The sequence below is a fragment of the Marinococcus halophilus genome, from assembly GCF_900166605.1.
GTDB lineage: Bacteria > Bacillota > Bacilli > Bacillales > Marinococcaceae > Marinococcus > Marinococcus halophilus.
In genome coordinates this window covers 1,599,785-1,618,030 of record NZ_FVZD01000006.1, presented here as the reverse complement: position 1 = coordinate 1,618,030, position 18,246 = coordinate 1,599,785, and the positions used below count along the sequence as shown (strand labels likewise).

Sequence of the window (18,246 nt, the reverse complement as noted above, 5' to 3'; positions counted from 1 at the left end):
TGCGGTTCTTGTTTATTATTCGTTTGTCTGGGCTTCTTCTTCCGGTTCAGACGCACTATCCTCTGGCTCCGCAGGTTCGGAGGTCTCTGACTCCGGTGGGGAATCTCCGGTGTCCTCGTCCCCGTTATTGCCGCCGGTACCGCTTTCCCCGCCGGCATCTGATTCAGATTCGGCCGGGGCTTCGCTGCCTGTGTCTGTTTCTTCTTCGCGGCCTTCTTCTGTGGTGCCGGAATCTTCCTCTGCCGGCGTCTCCTCTTCAGTTCCACCGCTTTCTTCCGGGCTCTGTTCTGGGTTTTCTTCTGGTGTGTCTTCTGGGTTCTCCTCAGCTTCTTCAGCTGGCTCCTCTGCCGGTTCGGGATCACTCTGACTGTCTTCAGTTTCGTCAGAGCTGTTGTCTTCAGCTGGCTCTTCATTCTCTGGTGCTCTCCCGTTTTCCGATTCATTCTCAGAGGATGGTTCAGTAACCTGGACGTCCACTTCACCTTCTACAAACAGCTCCGTAATTGTCTCAGCGTCCGGGGTGCTGGATGTAGCCCGTTCCCCCGTTTGTTCATTCAACTGTACTGTCACAACAGAATCGGGCTGTTCAAAGTCAGGAGTGTCGATGCCGCTGCTCACCTGCTGCATGATCTCGCGGAAAACATCTTTGGCAGCCTCAGTCTGCCCGTCTACAAGATAATTATTTTCCGACCGGCTTTCAAAGCCCGCCCAGACAGAAGCTGTATAATTTGTAGTGTAACCATTAAACCATACGTCTGGTACACCGCCATCAGGGATATTCAGGCTGTTCATTTCGTCCTCTGTAAAGTTGGTTGTGCCAGTTTTGCCGGCGAGCGGGAGACCGTCGATCTGAGCGCCGGTGCCGGTGCCTTCAGATATGACGTCTTTTAGCATGTCTGTAATCATATAGGCAGTGTAGTCCTCCATCGCCTGCTCCTGCTCTGGTTCAAAGTCAATCGTCCGTCCATCCGGAAACTCAATCCGCCGGATAGAGTGAGGATCGTTATAAACCCCTTCATTTCCGAAAGCGGCGTAGGCCCCGGCCATCTGCTCAGAGGAAACCCCCTGCTCAAGCCCGCCGAGAGCTGAACCATAGTAGACGTCCTCAAGGCCAAGGCCAAGACCGTTGGCAAACGACCTGGCATTATCAAGGCCGACTTCCTCAAGCGTTTTTACTGCAGGGACGTTCAGGGAATCCGTCAGCGCTTCACGCATGCTGACACTGCCCCGGTAGTCCCGGGTATAGTTGCGTACGTCGGTGTCTGTGTCCGGGTACTGGTATTCTTCATCCTCGATCTGATGGTACGTAGACCACTGCATATTTTCGATAGCCGGACCGTAATCCAGGACAGGCTTGATAGTGGAGCCTGGCTGGTTGGGGTCGGTAGCGAAATTATAGCTCATTGCCGTATCAGGGCTCTGACGGTTGCCGACAATGGCTTTCACTGCGCCAGTCTGGGTGTCAAGCAACGTGAAGCCGATTTGAAATTCTTCATTATCCGGAAAGCTTGCAAGCGCCTCGGGGCTTTGGATTAGCTCTTCGGCCTGTTCCTGTGCTTCAGTATCAAGCGTCGTGTAGACCTTCAGGCCAGCTGTGTATATATCAGATGCCTCAATGCCGTCAAAGTCTTCAAGCTCGTTTTGGACGTAAGACATAAAGGAGTCATAGGCGGCGCCGTTTTCCGGCGGCTGGTAGTTAAGCTGTTCATCTACCGGGGTACTAGAAGCTTCTTCCGCTTCCTCGTCGGTAATGTAGCCTTGTTCATTCATCATAGAAATAATCTGGTTTCTTCGTTCCTCGGCATTTTCCGGATTTTGCACCGGGTCATAATACGTAGGCCGGCGCGGAATAGCGGCTAGAAGAGCAGCATCTGCGATCGTGAGCTCGCCTGGCTCCTCTTTTCCAAAATAGGTCTGCCCGGCCTGGGTGATGCCGTAGGCTCCCTGGTTGAAATAGATTAGATTGACGTACATTTCGAGAATTTCATCCTTGCTGTACTGCTGCTCAAGTTTGATGGCTAAATACTGCTCCTGGACTTTACGCGATATATTTTTATCAGGGGAAAGAAACGCATTTTTCACAACCTGCTGGGTGATAGTGCTAGCCCCCTGGGAGCCGAAACCGTCAGTAACATTTGCCCATAACGCTCCAAAAATCCGCTGAACGTCGATGCCGAAGTGGCTGTAAAACCTCTCGTCTTCTACCGCGATAAATGCTTCCTTCGCATAGTCGGGCATTTCTTCAATGTCGGCGAGTTCCCGGTTGCTGCTGTTCTGCAGCTGGGCAATTTCTTCGTCGTTTTGGTCGTATACCGTAGCAGCCTCCGATAAAACGATCGCTTCCGCGTCTAGTTCCGGGGCCTGATTGATCATATAAGCGACAATAATGACAACGGCAGTCATGAAGACAAGCATGAGCGAAAGCGCCCATATAATGAATGTCTGCCAAAGCGGCCGTTTGCGCTTTTTCTTTTGTTTATTTTTAGGGTTCTTCTGGTCGGCCGTTCGTTTTTCCCGGCGGGACCGGTAATTGTCACTCATTGACGTTCGTCCTTTCGTTGTGCATAGCATCTAGTTCTGTGTACCCAGGCATTAGACGTTCAAATTTTTATTTTGTTACACGTATGTTCAGTGAAAATAAACGTCCTTCACGGTCTTTAAATAGTCGAGTCTTGGATGAAGGCCGAGCGGAATCGGATGCCCGTGTTCCTGAAGTTCCTTATAAGGAATGGATTTTCGTTTCGACTGGCCGTAATACCAGTGAAGAAACCGGGAAGCGTCGTACAGGTACGTCTCCCCATGTACAGTGAAACGGAGAAGCACAAATGCGATACCGTCCTGCTTTTGGACTTTATGCATGTGCTCCGCCTGATGATCATGAAAATTCTGCAGCGGAAAGGCTGTCTTATTGCGCGTTTCTTTCGCTTCAAAATCAATATAACGCCCGGCAAAAACACCATTATAATCTGTGGTGGAAGCCTGTTTGAAATATGCTTCGGTGATGCGTGCAGCGCTTCGCTTCGGATAATGCACATCGACAATCTGTACGGGCGTTGGCTTTTTATGTATGATCCCGATGTCACGTGCAATGTAGTAATCGTTGGATTCATTAATGTCTTCTTCAAGTGTCATGCCGCGGTTGGCAAAGCTTTTTTCCGCCGGCGGGCTCTGCCGGGAGGGAGTGTTTTTGTTCGGGCGGTATACTTTTCCATTGGGGTAGCGGTAAGCCATAGGAATCTTCCTTTTCTAAAAATTACTGCCTTCTGCTATTTTACCATAATTTCTGCCGGGAATTATGTTTCCTGTGCTTACAATGATAGACAAAGCCTTGGTTGTTCGTGTTAGGATAGAAAAGAATGAGAAAGGAAGGGGATAGCATGAGCGATACACCGATTAATATTGGATTTGGCAATATGGTGATGGCAGAACGGGTAATTTCAATTGTGAGCTCTGATTCTGCCCCGACAAAACGTTTGATTCAGGAAGCACGTGAAAGAAAAATGCTTATCGATGTAACCAACGGACGGAAAACAAGGAGCATCATCCTGTCGGACAGCGACCATGTGCTGCTGTCGGCCATTCAGCCGGAAACAGTTGCTCAAAGGGTAAGCAATCAGCAGGAGCAGGAAGAGAGCACTTCATAAAATATTCGCTTTCCTGAAAAGGGAAGCGTTCTTTGTATCAAAAGGGGGTTTTTCGATGCCAGGGCTTTTCGAAAGCTGTGACCAGATGAAGCGCCGGATGGACGAAGCGGAACAGGTTTTTTACGAGGTACAGGAACGGGACGACCGTCCGGATTTTTACGAGGAAGTGAAGCCGTTTGTCGACAAGGTAAAAGGGGAAGCAGATGTATGGAAAGAGGAGGCTTCTGCCTGGGTGCAGACGACAAGCTATCCGTACCTGCACGAATCCCAGATGGAGGATACGTACGATAACATTATGAATGCCTCTCTCCAGGCCTACCAGCGGACAACAAAAGAAAAACAGTTCAAGGAAACGCTGCAGGCTGTGGAGTTTATTCTAAATAGCATTCAAACGCAGTTAAAACAGGAATCCTAGAAAGGGGAGAGTAAGTTGAGCTTTCTAATTTCTTCTGAATGGCTGGATGAACACCGCCGCGATGAACACGTCCGGGTGGTGGACTGCCGGTTTGAACTGAAAGATGCAGCCGCGGGACATGAAGCGTATGTTAAAGATCATATTCCCGGTGCTGTCTTTATCGATGTAGATAAGCATCTATCTGCCCAGGCAGGTACCCACGGAGGGCGCCATCCATTACCGGATATGGACTTTTTCGCCCAGGTTTTGTCAGAGCGTGGAATAGACATGCAGACGACCGTGGTAGCTTATGACGACCAGGGAGGCATGGGGGCAGCTAGATTTTGGTGGCTAATGCAGTATGCAGGCCATACGAATACATATGTCCTCGATCGCTCTTATACTCACTGGGTGAAAGAAGGGTTCCCGACAACAGAGGAAATCCCAACGCCGCTTATGAAGCAGATGAAAATAGACCGCGAGCCGAACCAGCTGGTCCATCTCGAAGAAGTAAAGCAGCAGCTGCGAAACGAACACGTGGCCCTCGTGGATGCGAGAAGCTATGAGCGCTATGCTGGAGAAAACGAAGAAGTGGATGCAGTTTCTGGTCATATTCCCGGTGCCTATCATTATTTCTGGAAGGATGTACTTTGCGAAGACGGCACATGGAAATCCCAGGGTGAGCTGCGTGATCACTTCCGGGGACTCGAGGGATTTGATGAAGTTATTTCTTACTGTGGCTCGGGTATTACAGCCTGCGTCAACGTACTCGGCATGAGAGAGGCTGGAATCGAACAGGTGCGTCTTTATAATGGAAGCTGGAGTGATTGGATTTCCTATCCGGACCTTCCAATTGAAAAAGAGCCAAATACTTTATAAGGTGGATGAAATAATAAAGCTGCCGGCAGGAAGCCGGCAGCTTTGCTTTATATAAATGCATCAAAAACGCCCCGATCGGAAAATTGCGTACAGCAGCCAGACAAACAAAAAGAACGCGACAATAAAGCTGATTTCGATGACTGGGAGCTGAACGAGGATTGAATTGTTATCCCCGAACGTAGAGCCGACGATCAAGCCGACCATCACGATGCTAAACGCAAGTAAGATGACGCTGAAGCTTAGGCGGTTGCCGATCCGATCAAGCTTGTTCATTAAAATATTTATGCGGGGCATGCGCACATCGACGCCGAGTTCATCATCATTAATTTTTTTCAATGCAGAACGAATTTCCTTCGGCAGCTCGCGGATATAGCCAAACTGTGCTTTGCCTTCGCGAAATACATCCTCGATCCGGTCCTGCGGGTTCAGCCGTTCTTTTACAAGCATCCTGCCGTAAGGCTCGGCAATTTCCACAATGCTTAAGTCCGGGTCGAGCTCAGTAGCAATGGATTCAATCGTAATAATGGCTTTGGCAAGCATCGTAAATTCTTTGTGGATGCTGATACCATATCGGTGTGAGGTGGAAAATACATCGTTGATGGCTGCGCCGATTTCAATCTCTTTAAAAGGTGTTTCGTAATATTTGGATAAAAGGTATTCTACGTCCTCTTCAAAAATTTCTGTATCCATATCTTCCGGAAAGTCGGCCATTTCATAGATCGCAGCCGCTACATCCCGGGTGTTCTGCCTCGTCATGGCAATAACATAGTTAATGAACTGTCTGCGCATGCTTTTGCTTAAGCGGCCGACCTGCCCGAAATCAATGTAGGCAACAATGTTTCCCCTTTTAAAAAGCAGATTCCCGGGATGGGGGTCGCTATGAAAAAAACCGGTACGCAGCACCTGGTGTAAAAAAGAGTCCACCAGATGGTGAGCGAGCTTCTTTTTATCAAATTCAACAGTAGCGTATCTAAGCTCGGAGAGTTTATACCCCTCGATATATTCAATAGTCAGCACGCGGCGTGATGACCAGGTTTCATAAACTTCAGGAACCTGAACGGAATCAAAGTGCTGAAGGGCCCGTGCCATTTTTTCTACATTGCGTGCTTCGGTAAAATAGTCAAATTCGTCCCGTATGGCAGCAACATATTCCTCTACAACATCCTGAAGCTGATAAAACTGGGCCCATTGGAATCGTTGAGTGAGGAGACGGGCCAGATCCCGAAGAATATCGATATCCTGTTCGATAATCTCTTTAATATGCGGGCGGCTGATTTTTACAACAACATCCCGTCCGTCATGAAGTACTGCTTTATGTACCTGGCCAATTGATGCAGCGGCTATAGGAATTTCATCAAAATAGGAATAAATGTTGCCAAGAGGTTCATGAAGGTCATGCTCGATTACCGATTTGGCTGTTTCATACGGAAACGGCGGCACATGATCCTGCAGCTTTGCAAGTTCATCGACAATGGACGGAGGAAAAATGTCCCTCCGGGTACTTACAAGCTGGCCGAGTTTGATGAATGCTGGGCCAAGCTCTTCCACAACAAGCCGGAGGCGGACCCCGATAGACTGGGTATTCCAGTCGTTGGGATCCGACATGATCCGCTTAGGAAGAGAAAGAATATGAAAAAGTCCCACTTCCTGCAAAATATATCCGAAGCCGTGTTTCGCAAGAGTGGTAGCAATTTTTCTGTATCGATTTGCGTGCCGGATACTTTTTGTTATGGCCATGAAGCGTTCCTTCCTTTAATTAAAATTTGCGGTTATTCGCGGTCAGAATTGTTCATCGCCCTTTCAATGGCATCGAGCTTTAGCTCAAGCCGCTCAATATCCCGTTTTGTTGCGATGCCCATGCTTTCCACCCGGTTTTCGAAGGAGTTTTTCGCCTGGCTGTTCCAGGAATCGCTCTGCACCGATCCTCGTTGAATCATTTCTTCTTTCCATTCGTCTGCTTCCCTCGGGGTAATCTTTCCCTTGGTCACCAGATCATCAAGGTATGTCTGGACTTTTTCCCGTCCATATGAGGCCGCTCCGAGTCCGAGAAAAAATCCTTTTTTCAGCATATCGTTCATGAAAAATTCCCCCTTTATGATTTGAAAGAATTGCACTAAATACATTATACCAAAGATCGGGACGGATAAAGAAATGCCGGAATTATCATTTATGTACCCTGCAGGCAAAGCCTGAAAACGCACGGCTTTTCAGTGTGCATATTCATGTTATAATAGTAAGGGTTTGAACGAGAGCAACAAGCGGCGGAGAAGATCTCTGCCGCTTTCGAGCATTTACAATAATCATGTTAACCGGGCATTCACACCTAAAGTGAAGGCGCGCTTAGTAGAAAGGAACGTTGCTTGTATGGGGAATATACACATTGAAGACATTATCATTGCAAATCAAACGCTGAAAGACGTGGTAACGCATACCCCATTGCAGAAAAACCAGGTGCTTTCTGAACGTTACGGGGCCAATATTTATTTAAAACGGGAGGATCTTCAGGTGGTGCGCTCATTTAAAATTCGCGGAGCGTACTATATGATGAGCAGCCTTCCCAAGGATAAGCTTGAAAATGGCGTCGTGTGCGCAAGCGCTGGTAACCACGCCCAGGGGGTGGCGTATTCCTGCCAGGCACTGAAGGTAAAGGGCCATATTTTCATGCCTAATACGACTCCGCGCCAGAAAATTTCCCAGGTGAAGTTATTTGGGAAGGAGTATGTGGAAGTAGTACTTACAGGAGACACGTTTGACGACGCTTATTACGAAGCGAATGCTTACGGGGAAGCGCACGACATGGAATTTGTGCACCCGTTCAACAATGAAAAAGTGATCGCCGGACAGGGCACGGTCGGGATGGAAATTATGAATGATATTGAAGAGCCGATCGATTATTTATTTTCCTGTATTGGCGGTGGAGGGCTTGTGTCCGGGGTCGGCACATATGTTAACTCCATTTCTCCTTCCACGAAGATCATCGGCTGTGAGCCGGCCGGTGCACCTGGAATGAAGGCCTCCATTGAAAATCAGGGCGTCGTTTCCCTCGACTACATCGACAAATTTGTAGACGGAGCTGCAGTAAAGAGGGTGGGAGAACTGACATATGATGTATGTAAGGATCTTCTTAACAGCATTACGCTCGTGCCTGAAGGCAAAATATGCACCACTATTCTGGAACTGTACAATGAAAATGCGGTGGTGGCTGAACCGGCAGGCGCCCTGTCGATTGCAGCTCTTGATTTCCATAAAGAAGAAATCAAAGGAAAAACGGTCGTTTGTATTGTCAGCGGAGGAAACAATGATATCGGCCGCATGGAAGAAATGAGGGAGAAATCATTGATCTATGAAGGACTGCAGCACTACTTTATTGTGAATTTTCCGCAGCGTGCGGGCGCTTTACGGGAATTTTTACACGACGTGCTTGGGCCGGATGATGATATTACCCGCTTTGAATACAACAAGAAAAACAACAAGTCCAACGGTCCGGCGCTTGTCGGTATTGAAGTGACTTACCCTTCGGACTACGACAAGCTGCTGACAAGGATGAAAGACCGCGGCATCAAATATACGGAAATCAATAAAGAAGAAACGCTGTTTAATTTCCTAATTTAAAAACGGTACAAGGGCAGAAAAGGAGCGGATACAATGATCAGCGAGAATCGGAACGGCTGGGTAGAGGTTATGATGCAGCAGGAGCACGCGGCTCTTTCGGGAGAGTGCATGAAATACTGGCACCATGAAACATTCAAACAACAGCCATCCTGGCCTTCAGCGCTTCAGGCCACCTCCAGGCACGACGATGCCTGGAAAACATTGGATGAAGAACCGATGCTTGATGAAAACGGGTGGCCGGTATCGTTTGTGCATTATCCGGTGCCGCCGAAGCTTGACGCCTACCGAAATACTATTAATGCTCTTGAAGAGGAAGATCCGTACCAGGCTTACCTGCTCAGCAGCCATTACGGCTCGTTTTTTAAAGAATCCGAGGTGCCGGAGGAAATCGCTTTTATGCAGGAAGAAATTGCCCGCCAGCAGCGGCTGATTATCGGCTGGCAGTGGAATTTTCTGATGGCAGCTGAGCATTTTCATCTGCTTCAGTTTTTTGACGACTTATCTCTTTATATATGCATGAATACGCCGGGGGCTTCCAAAGAACAGGAGGTTCCCTGGTTTCGGGACGGCTTCCGCCAGACGTTCGACTCGCTCAATCATGAAACGATCCAGGCCCATTGGAAAGATGAAGAGACGGTAGTTCTGCAGCCGTTTCCGTTTACGGAACCTTTTACCGTTGAGGTAAAACGACGCTGCGTAAAACAGCCGCTTCAGGCGCCCAAGGATTTGTGGGATGTGAAGCCGGACAGCCGCCGGGTAACTTTGCAGCCTGCGGACTAGCTGTTAAAAGCACGATAAAGGAGGAATCATCATGACACTGCAGGGCAAAAGAATTATTGCATTTGTAGAAGACGACTTTGAAGATTTAGAATTGTGGGTGCCGGTCATGCGGCTGCGTGAAGAAGGCGCTGAGGTGCTCCTTACCGGAAAAGAAAACGGCAAAACGTACACGGGAAAACACGGCGTGCCGGCGGCAGCTGAAGCAGCGCTCGCCGACGTGGACCCGGCAGACTATGACGGTGTGCTGGTGCCCGGAGGATGGGCACCGGATAAACTCCGCCGCTACAGTGAAGTGCTCTCGATTGTACGGTATATGAATGACCATAAAAAAATCATTGGTGAAATTTGCCATGCCGGGTGGGTACTTGCTTCAGCAGGGATTCTGAAGGGTGTTCATGTAACAAGCACGCCAGGCATCAAGGACGACATGACCAACGCAGGCGCAGTATGGTCAGACGACCCGGTAGTCGTAGACGGTCATATCGTTTCAAGCCAGCGCCCGCCGGATATTCCAGCTTACAATCAGGCGCTTGTCGAAGCTTTTCGTGCGCAGTAAAAAGACCAGACTGCGCCAGCCGGGCATTTTATAAGAAGCCAGCTGGTAAAGGTCTGAGAGATAAAGCGGGGAGGACTAATTGGAACGAAAAACGAGCGAACAGCTTGAGCAGATGCTAAAAGCGCGGGAGGGGCGCCAGGTGGTCCTGTTCACTTCCCCGACGTGCGGCACGTGCCAGCTGGCAAAACGGATGCTTGCACCGATAGAAAAACTGTATGCCGGTGCTTCTTTTCTGGAAGTAGATATTAACACCGCTCCTGAGCGGGCCAGGCAGCTCGAGATCCAGAGCGTGCCGTGCTTGATGGTATTTGCCAGTGGAGAAGAAAAGCAGCGGTTGTACAAAATGCAGTCGGGCGCATATTTGCTCGAGCAGCTGCATTCGTACTTGAAAAAAGATTTGACAGAATCAAAGGAGGATTCGCATGCAGGCCCCTCAGTTTCAACTCAAAGAAATGTCGAGCGGCGTTGAATGGTCGCTGGAACAGCTGAAAGGAAAGCCGGTACTGTTAACGTTCTGGGCATCCTGGTGCCCGGATTCTTCCGCGGATCTGGTGCAGAAAAACCGGTTTTATGAACAAATGAACGTAGACAGTCCGCTGCAGTTTGTTACAATTAACGTAACCGGCCGTGAACGGCGGGAAGAAGATCCTGAAATGTATGTGGAAAACAACAATTATCGTTTCCCGGTACTTCAGGACGAAGGCGTGGATACGTACAGACGCTATAAATGCGAAGGTGTGCCGAGTACGTTTATTATTGATGAACAAGGCGACATTGTTGCCCAATACGGAGATAAAGCATCATTTATTGATATTATGCAAAGCCTGCAGAAGGTAAACAGCATATAAAAAGCCCGCCGCGGACGGCGGGCTTTTTGCATATATTGGATAAGCTTCATTTTGGCGGGCGTCCAGAAGAAATAATGCGTTTTACCTGATCGCTGTTTGGATAATCGTTAGCATCAAACTGTGCTAAAACTTCATCAGTATCATAAGGCACCCGGCGGATTTCCGGGATGATTTCTCCGTCTTCGATAGTCAAAAGAACGTAGGACGGTGTTGGGTCCCCGTCAAAGGGCAGGCCGATGCTCCCTGTATTGATCACCCATCTCGCTCCTATTTTTCGAATGGATGGAGTGTGCACATGGCCGTATACATAAATGTCTGCCTCCTGCTTCTGGAAAAATGATTCTTCAAAAACAGAAGCATCACTGTCGACAGGCACTGGAGGGAACAGGCTGCCCGGCACCGCATGGAAGGCGAACAAGCGGAAGCCTTCATAGTCATCGAGAAATGACTCAGGAAGTTCTTCTAAGTATTTAATGTCATTGCTGGAGAGTCGCTCGAGTGCCCACTCTCTCTCCTGATTCATAATAGAGCGCTTAGCTTCAGGCACCTCCCCCTCGCGCACGCCGCGGACAATCCATTCGTCTGCATTTCCCTTCAGTACTTTTGCAGGCAGGGACTGAACGGTTTCAATAGAATTTTTTGGCTCCGGTCCGCGAAAAGCAAGATCGCCAAGCATATACATATGGTCTACCGATAAGGCATGCAGGTCGTTTAATACAGCTTTTAACGCTCGTGCATTGCCATGGACGTCGGAAAGAAGTGCAATTTGCAACGTAATAACCTCCTCATGAGCTTTTGAAACAATCTTATTACAGTGTATCAGAACAGCGGGCTGGTTTGGAATGCAAATGCACAAGCCGGTTGGCAGGAGAGGCTTCTCCTGTGCTATAATCAGACGTGCAAATCGGGACGTTATTTTAAAGGAGAGAGATTAATCATGCATATTACATCCATTGAGCCAACACCGAGTCCTCATACGATGAAGCTGAATGTTAACGAAACGCTGCCTGCTGGAACGACAGGCAATTATAAACCGGAAAATAAAGAAGACGCACCGGCACCGATCCAGCAACTGCTGGAGATCGAAGGCATTAAAGGTGTGTATCACGTCGCTGACTTTATGGCCCTCGAGCGTCATCCAAAAGCCGACTGGGAGCAGCTGCTCCCTCAGGTGCGCCAGGCATTCGGCGAAGAGGTGGAGCAGCCGGCCGAAGAGCCGGAGGAGCCGCAGGAAGCGTTCGGGGAAGTACAGGCACAGGTACAGATGTTTAAAAACATCCCGATGCAGATAAAACTATTGGCTGGCGAGGAAGAAAAACGCCAGGGTTTGCCGGAACGCTTTCAGACCGCTGCGTTTGAAGCCCAGCTTGAAGACGATAACATCGTGATGCAGCGCAAATGGGAGGATTACGGGGTTCGTTACGGCCAGGATCTGGAACAGATAGGCAGCGACATGGCAGAAGAGATTGCTGCTGCTTATCCCGATGAACGGCTGAAACGGCTGGTGCGAATCGCGAATACGCCGGAAGCGGAAGAAACAGAGCCGAAGTTTAAAAAAGTGACCATGGAGATGATGGAGGAGCCGGATTGGAAACAGCGCTATGCAGCCTTTGACCAGATGGATCCTTCCATGGAAGATCTTCCGGTCATCCAAAAAGGGCTTGCAGATGAAAAACCGGCGATTCGCCGGCTCGCCGTCGTGTATTTAGGCATGCTTGAAGATCCTCAGGTACTTCCGGATCTGCAAAAGGCGATGCAGGATCCGTCTGTCACCGTGCGAAGAACAGCAGCAGACACGTATTCTGATCTGGGGGACCCTGCGGGCATCCCCGACATGATTGAAGCGCTGAAGGACAAAAACAAGCTGGTGCGCTGGCGTGCGGCAATGTTTTTATATGAAGTAGGTGACAGTTCCGCCGTGGAGGCTTTAAAAGAAGCCAGCGGGGACCCGGAATTTGAAGTGGATCTGCAGATTAAGCTCGCACTAAAACGAATTGAAGGCGGGAAAGAAGCAAAAGGGTCCATCTGGAAGCAGATGAGTGAGAAAATGGAACAGGAGCGAAAACCCAGGTCGTAATAGAGAAGGGAAGGAGCCTGAACGATGACAAAAGCAGAAGTACGACAGCAGCTTGAAGAACGAAATATGGAGGAAGTGCTCGAGCTGATTGAGGACGCTGAAAATGGCGATTTAAAAGAGCTTGAGCTGGCCGCTTCTCTTGGCCTTCTTCGTGATGAAACGCTGAACAACGCAGTGCTGAAAGTGCTGCAGGACGAAGGAGTCACGATTATTTACGTGGAGGATGAGGAATGAATGACGGCATCTATGAGGAAGAAAATGCAACGAGGCCGGCTCCGTCACAGCGTATATCTGAAGACGCGCTGACGGTCTGGCGCTTCAAGGGGATGATTGAAATGGCTGTAGTTTCTTTCATCCCTCTTGCTTTACTTGTGATCGCCATCTGGTTCGGGTGGCCGGAATGGCTCCGCTGGTCTCTCGGCGGAGTCCTTGGGTTTTTAATTGTTATTTCTGTTTGGTACGCCTGGGTGCTGCCGAAATGGCAATGGCAGCGCTGGCGCTACGAGGTATACGAAACGGAAGTGGAGCTTCAGTACGGCGTCATTATTTCTAAGCACGTGCTGATTCCGATGGTGCGCATCCAGCATGTAGACACAGCTCAGGGGCCGATTTACAAGCGCTACGGGCTTTCCACCGTCACCATCTCCACCGCAGCCGGTATGCATGAAATTCCAGCTCTTAAAGAAGAGACGGCGCCGGAGCTGCGAAATCGCATAGCCTTTTTAGCTGGAACGGATGATGACGATGAATGAATGGAGACGCATGCACCCGGCAGCTATTGTAACCGTTTTTTTTCGTCAGTTGAAAGATTTTCTTTTTCCGCTGATTATTACGTTTTTTGCTGGAAGCACGGCTTCCGGACCGCTTCCAGTTAACTGGATTTTTTTGCTGTTAGTTCTGTTTATCATCATCAGCAGCATCATGAAATGGGTTTTTTTTCGTTACCGTTTAATAGAACGAGAGCTTCAGATTCACTACGGCATTTTTGTGAAAAAGGAACGTTTTATCCGCAGCCAGCGTGTCCAATCGGTAGACATTACTGCAGGCATCATTCAGCGGATGTTCGGCCTTGTCCGCCTTAATATTGAAACAGCGGGCGGTGGAGCAGAAGCGGAAGCGTCGGTCCAGGCGATCCGCCGGGAAGAGGCAGGTATGATTCAGGCAGCCCTCATCCAAAAATCCCCGCTTTCGGCGGAAGAAGAAAAAGAAGATTATTCAGGGGAGGAGGCAGCCCCGGAGCCGGCTTCACCGGCATTTTCCTGGAAAGTGCCGATGCGGGCCATTTTCATAGCCGGGCTCACCTCCGGGCGCGCAGGCCTCATTTTTGCTGCTTTAGCCGGCTTATATTCCCAAGTGGGAAACCTTCTTCCCGATGCGTGGGTGGAGCAGTCGATTGGTGTGTTAATTGATCTGAGCTACTGGTTTATTATCGGGGGACTGTTAGGGACAGCACTGCTCAGCTGGCTCGTGTCGTCTGCATGGACACTCGTGCAGCACGGAAATTTCGAAGTGAACCGAACCGGAAATGATCTTGAAATCACATGGGGGCTTCTCGAACGAAAGCAGATTACGCTTCAAATGCACCGGATAACGTGTATTCGTTTTATCAGTAATCCAGCCAGGCAGGCGCTCGGGATGTGGGCGGTGTATATAGACAGTGCTGGTGGAAGTACCGAACGGGGCCAGAATTCGATCATGCTGCTGCCGCTTATTCACCAAAAGCAGTTACATACCTTTATGAAGCAGATTGACGATACGGCATTGATTCCGGAAAAGGTAAACAAACTGCCGAAACGGGCTGCAAGAAGATACATGTTCCGGGCCTCGGTTTTTTGGTGGTTGGTCTTCATTCCAACAGCCATCTGGGTGCCTTATGGCTGGACAGCAGCCGTAGTGCCGTTCTTTTTCACCTGGTGGGGATGGATGTGCTACAAAGGATCCGGCATGAAGGTGGAAGAAAAGCAGCTGATTGTCCGGGAAAGAGCCTGGAGTGCTATATATAACTTCGTACCGAAGCGGCGTATTCAATATTTGGAAAACACCCAGTCCTTTTTCCAGCGGAAACGGAAGCTGTATACAATTTCAGCTTCGGTTATCAGCAGCGTGACCGGAAGGACAGTTTATTTACGGGATGTAGATGAACAAGACGAAGCGGCCTATTTTTCCTGGTACCAGAAGGCATGCGATAGCGCTGCTGCTAAAACACAAAGAAAAGGCTTTTGAACCACAGTTCAAAAGCCTTTTTGTGCATGGTTATAATTACTGCCTGCAGGAAAACGAGTTAGTGTAAATAAACAGGTTACGGGCTCCTTTATCGGTGGTAATCTCAAAACGGTCGAACACATAGTCCTCATCCTCTGCGTGCAGAATGCGCTCATAATGGTGCTGGACGATGAGCACGGACTGCTGTTTCCGGAAATACAAAAAATTCACTCCGGTAAAAGAAGTCTCTTCGGGCTCCTGCATCAATTGATACAGCAGGTGATTGTGACACTCAATCAGATCCTCTTTGCTGAAGCCGTTAGAGTGTATATTTTTAACCAGGCTATAGCGGGAAGGGTCTTCAAGCTCATTCAGAAAGATAGCAAACGGGCGGAATTGATCACTGTGAATACGGACATGGTCGTGCTCCTGGAGTTCGAAAATTTGTCCGTGATCGTTGCGGAAATACATATCGTAATAATGTACTGCACGGCGCCACGGAAGACCTGCCGGAGAAATCTCAAGTTCGAATGGACAGTCTTCAATGTCGAGGGCCTGGCCGTTTGGCGCCTCCCGCAGAAACACATTTCCTCTCGAACGGTGAATTTCGTAATAAATATAAGACTCTTCCTGTGGTTCTTTCGGCTCCGGTGTAAAGGTAACGGAAAGTGAGTGCAAAAGGCGCTTCCACTCTTTTTTATCGCTGTAGGATACGAGCGGGGAAGAGATTTCTTTTTCCAGCAGTTGGACGACGGAATGCTCATAGGAGGCAGGAGTACGCTCATCAGCAGCATAAATTTTAGTGCCTGGAGCGGTGATAGTCTCTAAATTAAATTCATGGACTGCTTCTTTTTTTTCTACTTCTGGAAGACGGTGGGCCTGCTGGATCCGGACACGGCCTTCCCATATTTTACGGGGAGCGGCGGAAGTTTGTTCCAAAATACCATAATAGGCCCCGGATCTGCCGTAATCGACAACCACGGGGCGGCCTTGGTGCTCAAATGCTTCTTGTCGTTTCATAGTGAACCTCGCTTTATTCCTTTAAAATTTCTTTTCCTGCCGGTATCTTTTTTCGTTTATCTTCAACAGCTGGCGCATCTTCCGGGCATGGACATCGTTTTGTTCTATGCGGAGTGAGCCAATCCGTCTGTGCATCGCTTCAAGCGCCTGCAGGAGCGCATCGTGCTGCTCGTGCCGGTGATTCGGTTCAAGGAGCCGGTACGTTTCGATTAAATCCGGTATTTCCCGGCTGAGCATACGTTCTACCAGGTACTCCTCCTCCACGTCAAACTGCAGGGAAGACGTGGAGCGCAGCTCTTCAAGCTCTTGAGCAATCTGCTGGATTTCCTGTTGGATGTCTGGCGGGATACTGGCGTCTTGAACTACATAGTGCTGGTAAAACCGGTCGAGCGCTGCATGCCATTTCACCGGTGTTTCTTCGGGAACTTCTTCTGCCCGGACCGGCTCGGCCGTGTGCAGCTGAATATCACGGGGTGCCCGGCCCTGCAGGGTATAATCAAGCACTTCAAGCTTTCGAAAAATATGCTGAAAATAGGAAGATTTTTCAATGTTCCGGGCATGCATTTTGCCATTCTTCATATAATGCACCAGCGCTTCCCGCAAAAAAGCCGGGGTATGCCCATCAGTACTTCTTACATAATCAATCGTCACTGTTTTTTGAATGGCCGCCTGGGACCTTTCTTTTTCGGAGCTCGTTATACGGATGCGCCGGGCTGTCAGCTTCATGCGGAACAAAAAAAGTTCGTTTTCGCGCTTTAGGCGCTTTGACTGACGGAGTTCCTCCGCCCGGGCAATCACCCGGTCGATCGCTGCTTCCATTTCCTCCACGATAAACAGTCCGTGGCTGTCGGAGAAGATATGATCATCCACCGGTCGCATATGGTCCGGCAGGAAGCGCTCGATCCAGGGGTGTTCGAACCATTTGTTAGCCAAGTGATTCACCGTCCTATACATTGGTGTCTATCATATTAGTTTAACAGCTTGTGTTTCATTTGATTATTCAGTTCGTCCATTTCAGAAATAAATTGTTTGCTTGATGCGACAATACGCTCATTGGACTGCTCGGTCATCTGGATGGCTTCATACACATCCTGGTAAGCCTGCTGAAACGTTTCAAGGGCAATAGCCGGTTCCTCAAGTGTTTTCAGCGTGTCAGCCGTATTTTCTTTCAGCATGCGTGCATTGTTGGTAAGCATATTTTCGGTGGATTCGTTGACACTCTGCACCGCATTGATCACTTTCCGCTGATTGCCGAGAGCAAGCTGGATGGAAGCGGTGACGGTAACAATGTTTTTGGTCGTGGTAATAGCATTAAAAATCGCTTCCTCGAGCTTTCCATTGTTGTCAACGATCAGGTCAATCGAGGCAATCGATTGCTGCAGAACCATCACTGCCTGCGTCATGTTTTTTACCCGCGAGATCACTTTCTGCTGGCCTTTTTGAATAGCTGCCGGATTATCCCGCCATTCTTCTTGAAGCATTTCTTCTTCGAGTATGGCGTTCAGCTGTTTGCCGGTTTCAATTTGTGTTTCGAGCTCTTCAATACGCTTGATGGCAGTTTCTCTTAATTCTTCAAGCATGACATTGTCTTCCTGCAGCTTATCCCTGCCGGCGAGAAGGCCATGAATAATATTGTCCACCTGGGCTTCCACAGTTTCATACTTTTTTGCATACTGCTCTACTGGGTCCCGGCGCAAAATTTTATTCAGCGTTTTCTGGAAACGGCCTTCCTTCAGGTATTCTGGTTCAAGCTCGCCTACCACCGTTTTTAATTCATGAAGTTTATCAGGAAGTTCATTGTCTTTTTGATCCATCATTTCACGGACAGGCCGCTTTAGTGCTTCAAGAGAATCACCAGCCTTGCGCTGTTCCGTTTCCCCAAGGCCGCCGAGTGTGCTGACAAGCTGGTCTGAATCCTTTTCATTCTTGAAACGCTCGATAAACTTTTCAGCTTCTTCCCTGCTTTTCCCTTCGCTTGTGGAGGGGGTTAAATCTTCTTGATTCGTATTGGATGCATCAGTCATGCAGATTCCTCCTCAATAGTTAATTCCACGGGGCCTTTATTTATATATCGTATGTCATTAACAATAGTTTATGAACAGGAAGTATAATACTTATAGTTTAGCATTAGAGCGTGCAATAGTAAAAAATGTTCGTTAATATAGGTGGGCCCGGGCATGTAAAACAAATCATTTTCCTTTGCAATTTTGAAAATTTTTTGTAACATATTATAG

Annotated in this window: 20 protein-coding genes; 12 read left to right on the top strand and 8 right to left on the bottom strand. The window is 48.8% G+C overall.

Going from position 1 to position 18,246, the window contains the following annotated elements; translation table 11 throughout:
- Nucleotides 1–15 precede the first annotated feature (15 nt).
- Together B5066_RS14210 and recU are read right to left on the bottom strand one after the other, a co-directional pair.
- Entirely contained in the window at nucleotides 16–2,541 is a 2,526-nt protein-coding gene (locus tag B5066_RS14210) for a PBP1A family penicillin-binding protein (protein WP_179124123.1), read from the bottom strand.
- A gap of 87 nt (nucleotides 2,542–2,628) precedes the next feature.
- Nucleotides 2,629–3,231, bottom strand: a complete 603-nt coding sequence (recU, locus tag B5066_RS14205; protein WP_079476557.1) for a Holliday junction resolvase RecU — start codon at nucleotides 3,229–3,231, stop codon at nucleotides 2,629–2,631.
- A gap of 146 nt (nucleotides 3,232–3,377) precedes the next feature.
- Between recU and B5066_RS14200 the strand changes: the two genes are divergently transcribed.
- The 3 genes from B5066_RS14200 to B5066_RS14190 are packed head-to-tail and all read left to right on the top strand — an operon-like array spanning nucleotide 3,378 to nucleotide 4,917.
- Entirely contained in the window at nucleotides 3,378–3,644 is a 267-nt protein-coding gene (locus B5066_RS14200) for a DUF370 domain-containing protein (RefSeq protein WP_079476556.1), read from the top strand.
- Nucleotides 3,645–3,699: 55 nt separating this feature from the next.
- Nucleotides 3,700–4,059, top strand: coding sequence for a DUF1798 family protein (locus tag B5066_RS14195; protein ID WP_079476555.1), 360 nt, complete (start codon nucleotides 3,700–3,702; stop codon nucleotides 4,057–4,059).
- 15 nt (nucleotides 4,060–4,074) lie between these two features.
- A complete protein-coding gene (locus B5066_RS14190) occupies nucleotides 4,075–4,917 on the top strand; it encodes a sulfurtransferase (protein ID WP_079476554.1) in 843 nt (280 codons plus the stop codon).
- A 60-nt stretch (nucleotides 4,918–4,977) separates the two neighbouring features.
- On the opposite strand, the gene B5066_RS14185 is transcribed toward B5066_RS14190, so the two are convergent.
- Both B5066_RS14185 and B5066_RS14180 read right to left on the bottom strand, forming a co-directional pair.
- Nucleotides 4,978–6,654 (bottom strand): ABC1 kinase family protein, encoded by a 1,677-nt coding sequence (locus B5066_RS14185; RefSeq protein WP_079476553.1) that lies wholly within the window; start codon nucleotides 6,652–6,654, stop codon nucleotides 4,978–4,980.
- A gap of 32 nt (nucleotides 6,655–6,686) precedes the next feature.
- On the bottom strand, nucleotides 6,687–6,995 hold the full coding sequence (locus tag B5066_RS14180) for a phasin family protein (RefSeq protein ID WP_079476552.1): 309 nt from the start codon (nucleotides 6,993–6,995) through the stop codon (nucleotides 6,687–6,689).
- A 286-nt stretch (nucleotides 6,996–7,281) separates the two neighbouring features.
- On the opposite strand from B5066_RS14180, the gene ilvA reads away from it, so the two are divergent.
- The 5 genes from ilvA to B5066_RS14155 all read left to right on the top strand — a co-directional run bounded on the left by ilvA (nucleotide 7,282) and on the right by B5066_RS14155 (nucleotide 10,713).
- Nucleotides 7,282–8,529, top strand: coding sequence for a threonine ammonia-lyase IlvA (gene ilvA, locus B5066_RS14175; RefSeq protein WP_079476551.1), 1,248 nt, complete (start codon nucleotides 7,282–7,284; stop codon nucleotides 8,527–8,529).
- Nucleotides 8,530–8,562: 33 nt separating this feature from the next.
- Nucleotides 8,563–9,309, top strand: a complete 747-nt coding sequence (locus B5066_RS14170; protein WP_079476550.1) for a DUF3891 family protein — start codon at nucleotides 8,563–8,565, stop codon at nucleotides 9,307–9,309.
- A gap of 31 nt (nucleotides 9,310–9,340) precedes the next feature.
- Nucleotides 9,341–9,865, top strand: a complete 525-nt coding sequence (locus tag B5066_RS14165) for a type 1 glutamine amidotransferase domain-containing protein (RefSeq protein WP_079476549.1) — start codon at nucleotides 9,341–9,343, stop codon at nucleotides 9,863–9,865.
- 79 nt (nucleotides 9,866–9,944) lie between these two features.
- On the top strand, nucleotides 9,945–10,334 hold the full coding sequence (locus B5066_RS14160; RefSeq protein ID WP_079476548.1) for a thioredoxin family protein: 390 nt from the start codon (nucleotides 9,945–9,947) through the stop codon (nucleotides 10,332–10,334).
- Complete coding sequence (locus tag B5066_RS14155; RefSeq protein WP_079476547.1) at nucleotides 10,288–10,713, top strand: TlpA family protein disulfide reductase; 426 nt, start codon at nucleotides 10,288–10,290, stop codon at nucleotides 10,711–10,713. Before B5066_RS14160 ends, B5066_RS14155 begins: the two co-directional genes overlap by 47 nt.
- Before the next feature lie 46 nt (nucleotides 10,714–10,759).
- Here B5066_RS14155 and B5066_RS14150 read toward each other — a convergent pair whose 3' ends face one another.
- Entirely contained in the window at nucleotides 10,760–11,485 is a 726-nt protein-coding gene (locus B5066_RS14150) for a metallophosphoesterase family protein (protein ID WP_079476546.1), read from the bottom strand.
- Between the two features lie 165 nt (nucleotides 11,486–11,650).
- Between B5066_RS14150 and B5066_RS14145 the strand changes: the two genes are divergently transcribed.
- From B5066_RS14145 to B5066_RS14130, 4 genes are read left to right on the top strand one after another with little or no spacing between them, the layout of a single operon-like run.
- Entirely contained in the window at nucleotides 11,651–12,790 is a 1,140-nt protein-coding gene (locus tag B5066_RS14145) for a conserved virulence factor C family protein (RefSeq protein ID WP_079476545.1), read from the top strand.
- A gap of 24 nt (nucleotides 12,791–12,814) precedes the next feature.
- Nucleotides 12,815–13,024 (top strand): hypothetical protein, encoded by a 210-nt coding sequence (locus B5066_RS14140; protein WP_079476544.1) that lies wholly within the window; start codon nucleotides 12,815–12,817, stop codon nucleotides 13,022–13,024.
- The gene (locus B5066_RS14135; RefSeq protein WP_079476543.1) at nucleotides 13,021–13,542 is read left to right on the top strand and encodes a PH domain-containing protein; all 522 of its coding nucleotides are present in this window, start codon (nucleotides 13,021–13,023) and stop codon (nucleotides 13,540–13,542) included. Before B5066_RS14140 ends, B5066_RS14135 begins: the two co-directional genes overlap by 4 nt.
- Entirely contained in the window at nucleotides 13,535–15,013 is a 1,479-nt protein-coding gene (locus B5066_RS14130; protein ID WP_179124122.1) for a PH domain-containing protein, read from the top strand. The genes B5066_RS14135 and B5066_RS14130 overlap by 8 nt, the downstream gene beginning before the upstream one ends.
- A gap of 36 nt (nucleotides 15,014–15,049) precedes the next feature.
- On the opposite strand, the gene B5066_RS14125 is transcribed toward B5066_RS14130, so the two are convergent.
- The 3 genes from B5066_RS14125 to B5066_RS14115 are packed head-to-tail and all read right to left on the bottom strand — an operon-like array spanning nucleotide 15,050 to nucleotide 18,036.
- The gene (locus B5066_RS14125; protein WP_079476541.1) at nucleotides 15,050–16,012 is read right to left on the bottom strand and encodes a DUF2777 family protein; all 963 of its coding nucleotides are present in this window, start codon (nucleotides 16,010–16,012) and stop codon (nucleotides 15,050–15,052) included.
- Nucleotides 16,013–16,033: 21 nt separating this feature from the next.
- Nucleotides 16,034–16,945 carry a hypothetical protein gene (locus B5066_RS14120; RefSeq protein ID WP_079476540.1) on the bottom strand — a complete coding sequence of 304 codons (912 nt, stop codon included), beginning with the start codon at nucleotides 16,943–16,945 and terminating at the stop codon, nucleotides 16,034–16,036.
- Nucleotides 16,946–16,980: 35 nt separating this feature from the next.
- Entirely contained in the window at nucleotides 16,981–18,036 is a 1,056-nt protein-coding gene (locus B5066_RS14115) for a toxic anion resistance protein (RefSeq protein WP_079476539.1), read from the bottom strand.
- Between the last annotated feature and the right edge of the window lie 210 nt (nucleotides 18,037–18,246).

Bases quoted from the DNA above. Each gene is read 5' to 3' on its own strand.
- ilvA (WP_079476551.1), top strand. From the start codon at position 7,282: ATGGGGAATATACACATTGAAGACATTATCATTGCAAATCAAACGCTG.
- B5066_RS14140 (WP_079476544.1), top strand. From the start codon at position 12,815: ATGACAAAAGCAGAAGTACGACAGCAGCTTGAAGAACGAAATATGGAG.
- recU (WP_079476557.1), bottom strand. From the start codon at position 3,231: ATGGCTTACCGCTACCCCAATGGAAAAGTATACCGCCCGAACAAAAAC.
- B5066_RS14165 (WP_079476549.1), top strand. From the start codon at position 9,341: ATGACACTGCAGGGCAAAAGAATTATTGCATTTGTAGAAGACGACTTT.
- B5066_RS14185 (WP_079476553.1), bottom strand. From the start codon at position 6,654: ATGGCCATAACAAAAAGTATCCGGCACGCAAATCGATACAGAAAAATT.
- B5066_RS14130 (WP_179124122.1), top strand. From the start codon at position 13,535: ATGAATGAATGGAGACGCATGCACCCGGCAGCTATTGTAACCGTTTTT.
- B5066_RS14195 (WP_079476555.1), top strand. From the start codon at position 3,700: ATGCCAGGGCTTTTCGAAAGCTGTGACCAGATGAAGCGCCGGATGGAC.
- B5066_RS14155 (WP_079476547.1), top strand. From the start codon at position 10,288: ATGCAGGCCCCTCAGTTTCAACTCAAAGAAATGTCGAGCGGCGTTGAA.
- B5066_RS14210 (WP_179124123.1), bottom strand. From the start codon at position 2,541: ATGAGTGACAATTACCGGTCCCGCCGGGAAAAACGAACGGCCGACCAG.
- B5066_RS14125 (WP_079476541.1), bottom strand. From the start codon at position 16,012: ATGAAACGACAAGAAGCATTTGAGCACCAAGGCCGCCCCGTGGTTGTC.
- B5066_RS14115 (WP_079476539.1), bottom strand. From the start codon at position 18,036: ATGACTGATGCATCCAATACGAATCAAGAAGATTTAACCCCCTCCACA.
- B5066_RS14170 (WP_079476550.1), top strand. From the start codon at position 8,563: ATGATCAGCGAGAATCGGAACGGCTGGGTAGAGGTTATGATGCAGCAG.
- B5066_RS14200 (WP_079476556.1), top strand. From the start codon at position 3,378: ATGAGCGATACACCGATTAATATTGGATTTGGCAATATGGTGATGGCA.
- B5066_RS14145 (WP_079476545.1), top strand. From the start codon at position 11,651: ATGCATATTACATCCATTGAGCCAACACCGAGTCCTCATACGATGAAG.
- B5066_RS14135 (WP_079476543.1), top strand. From the start codon at position 13,021: ATGAATGACGGCATCTATGAGGAAGAAAATGCAACGAGGCCGGCTCCG.
- B5066_RS14180 (WP_079476552.1), bottom strand. From the start codon at position 6,995: ATGAACGATATGCTGAAAAAAGGATTTTTTCTCGGACTCGGAGCGGCC.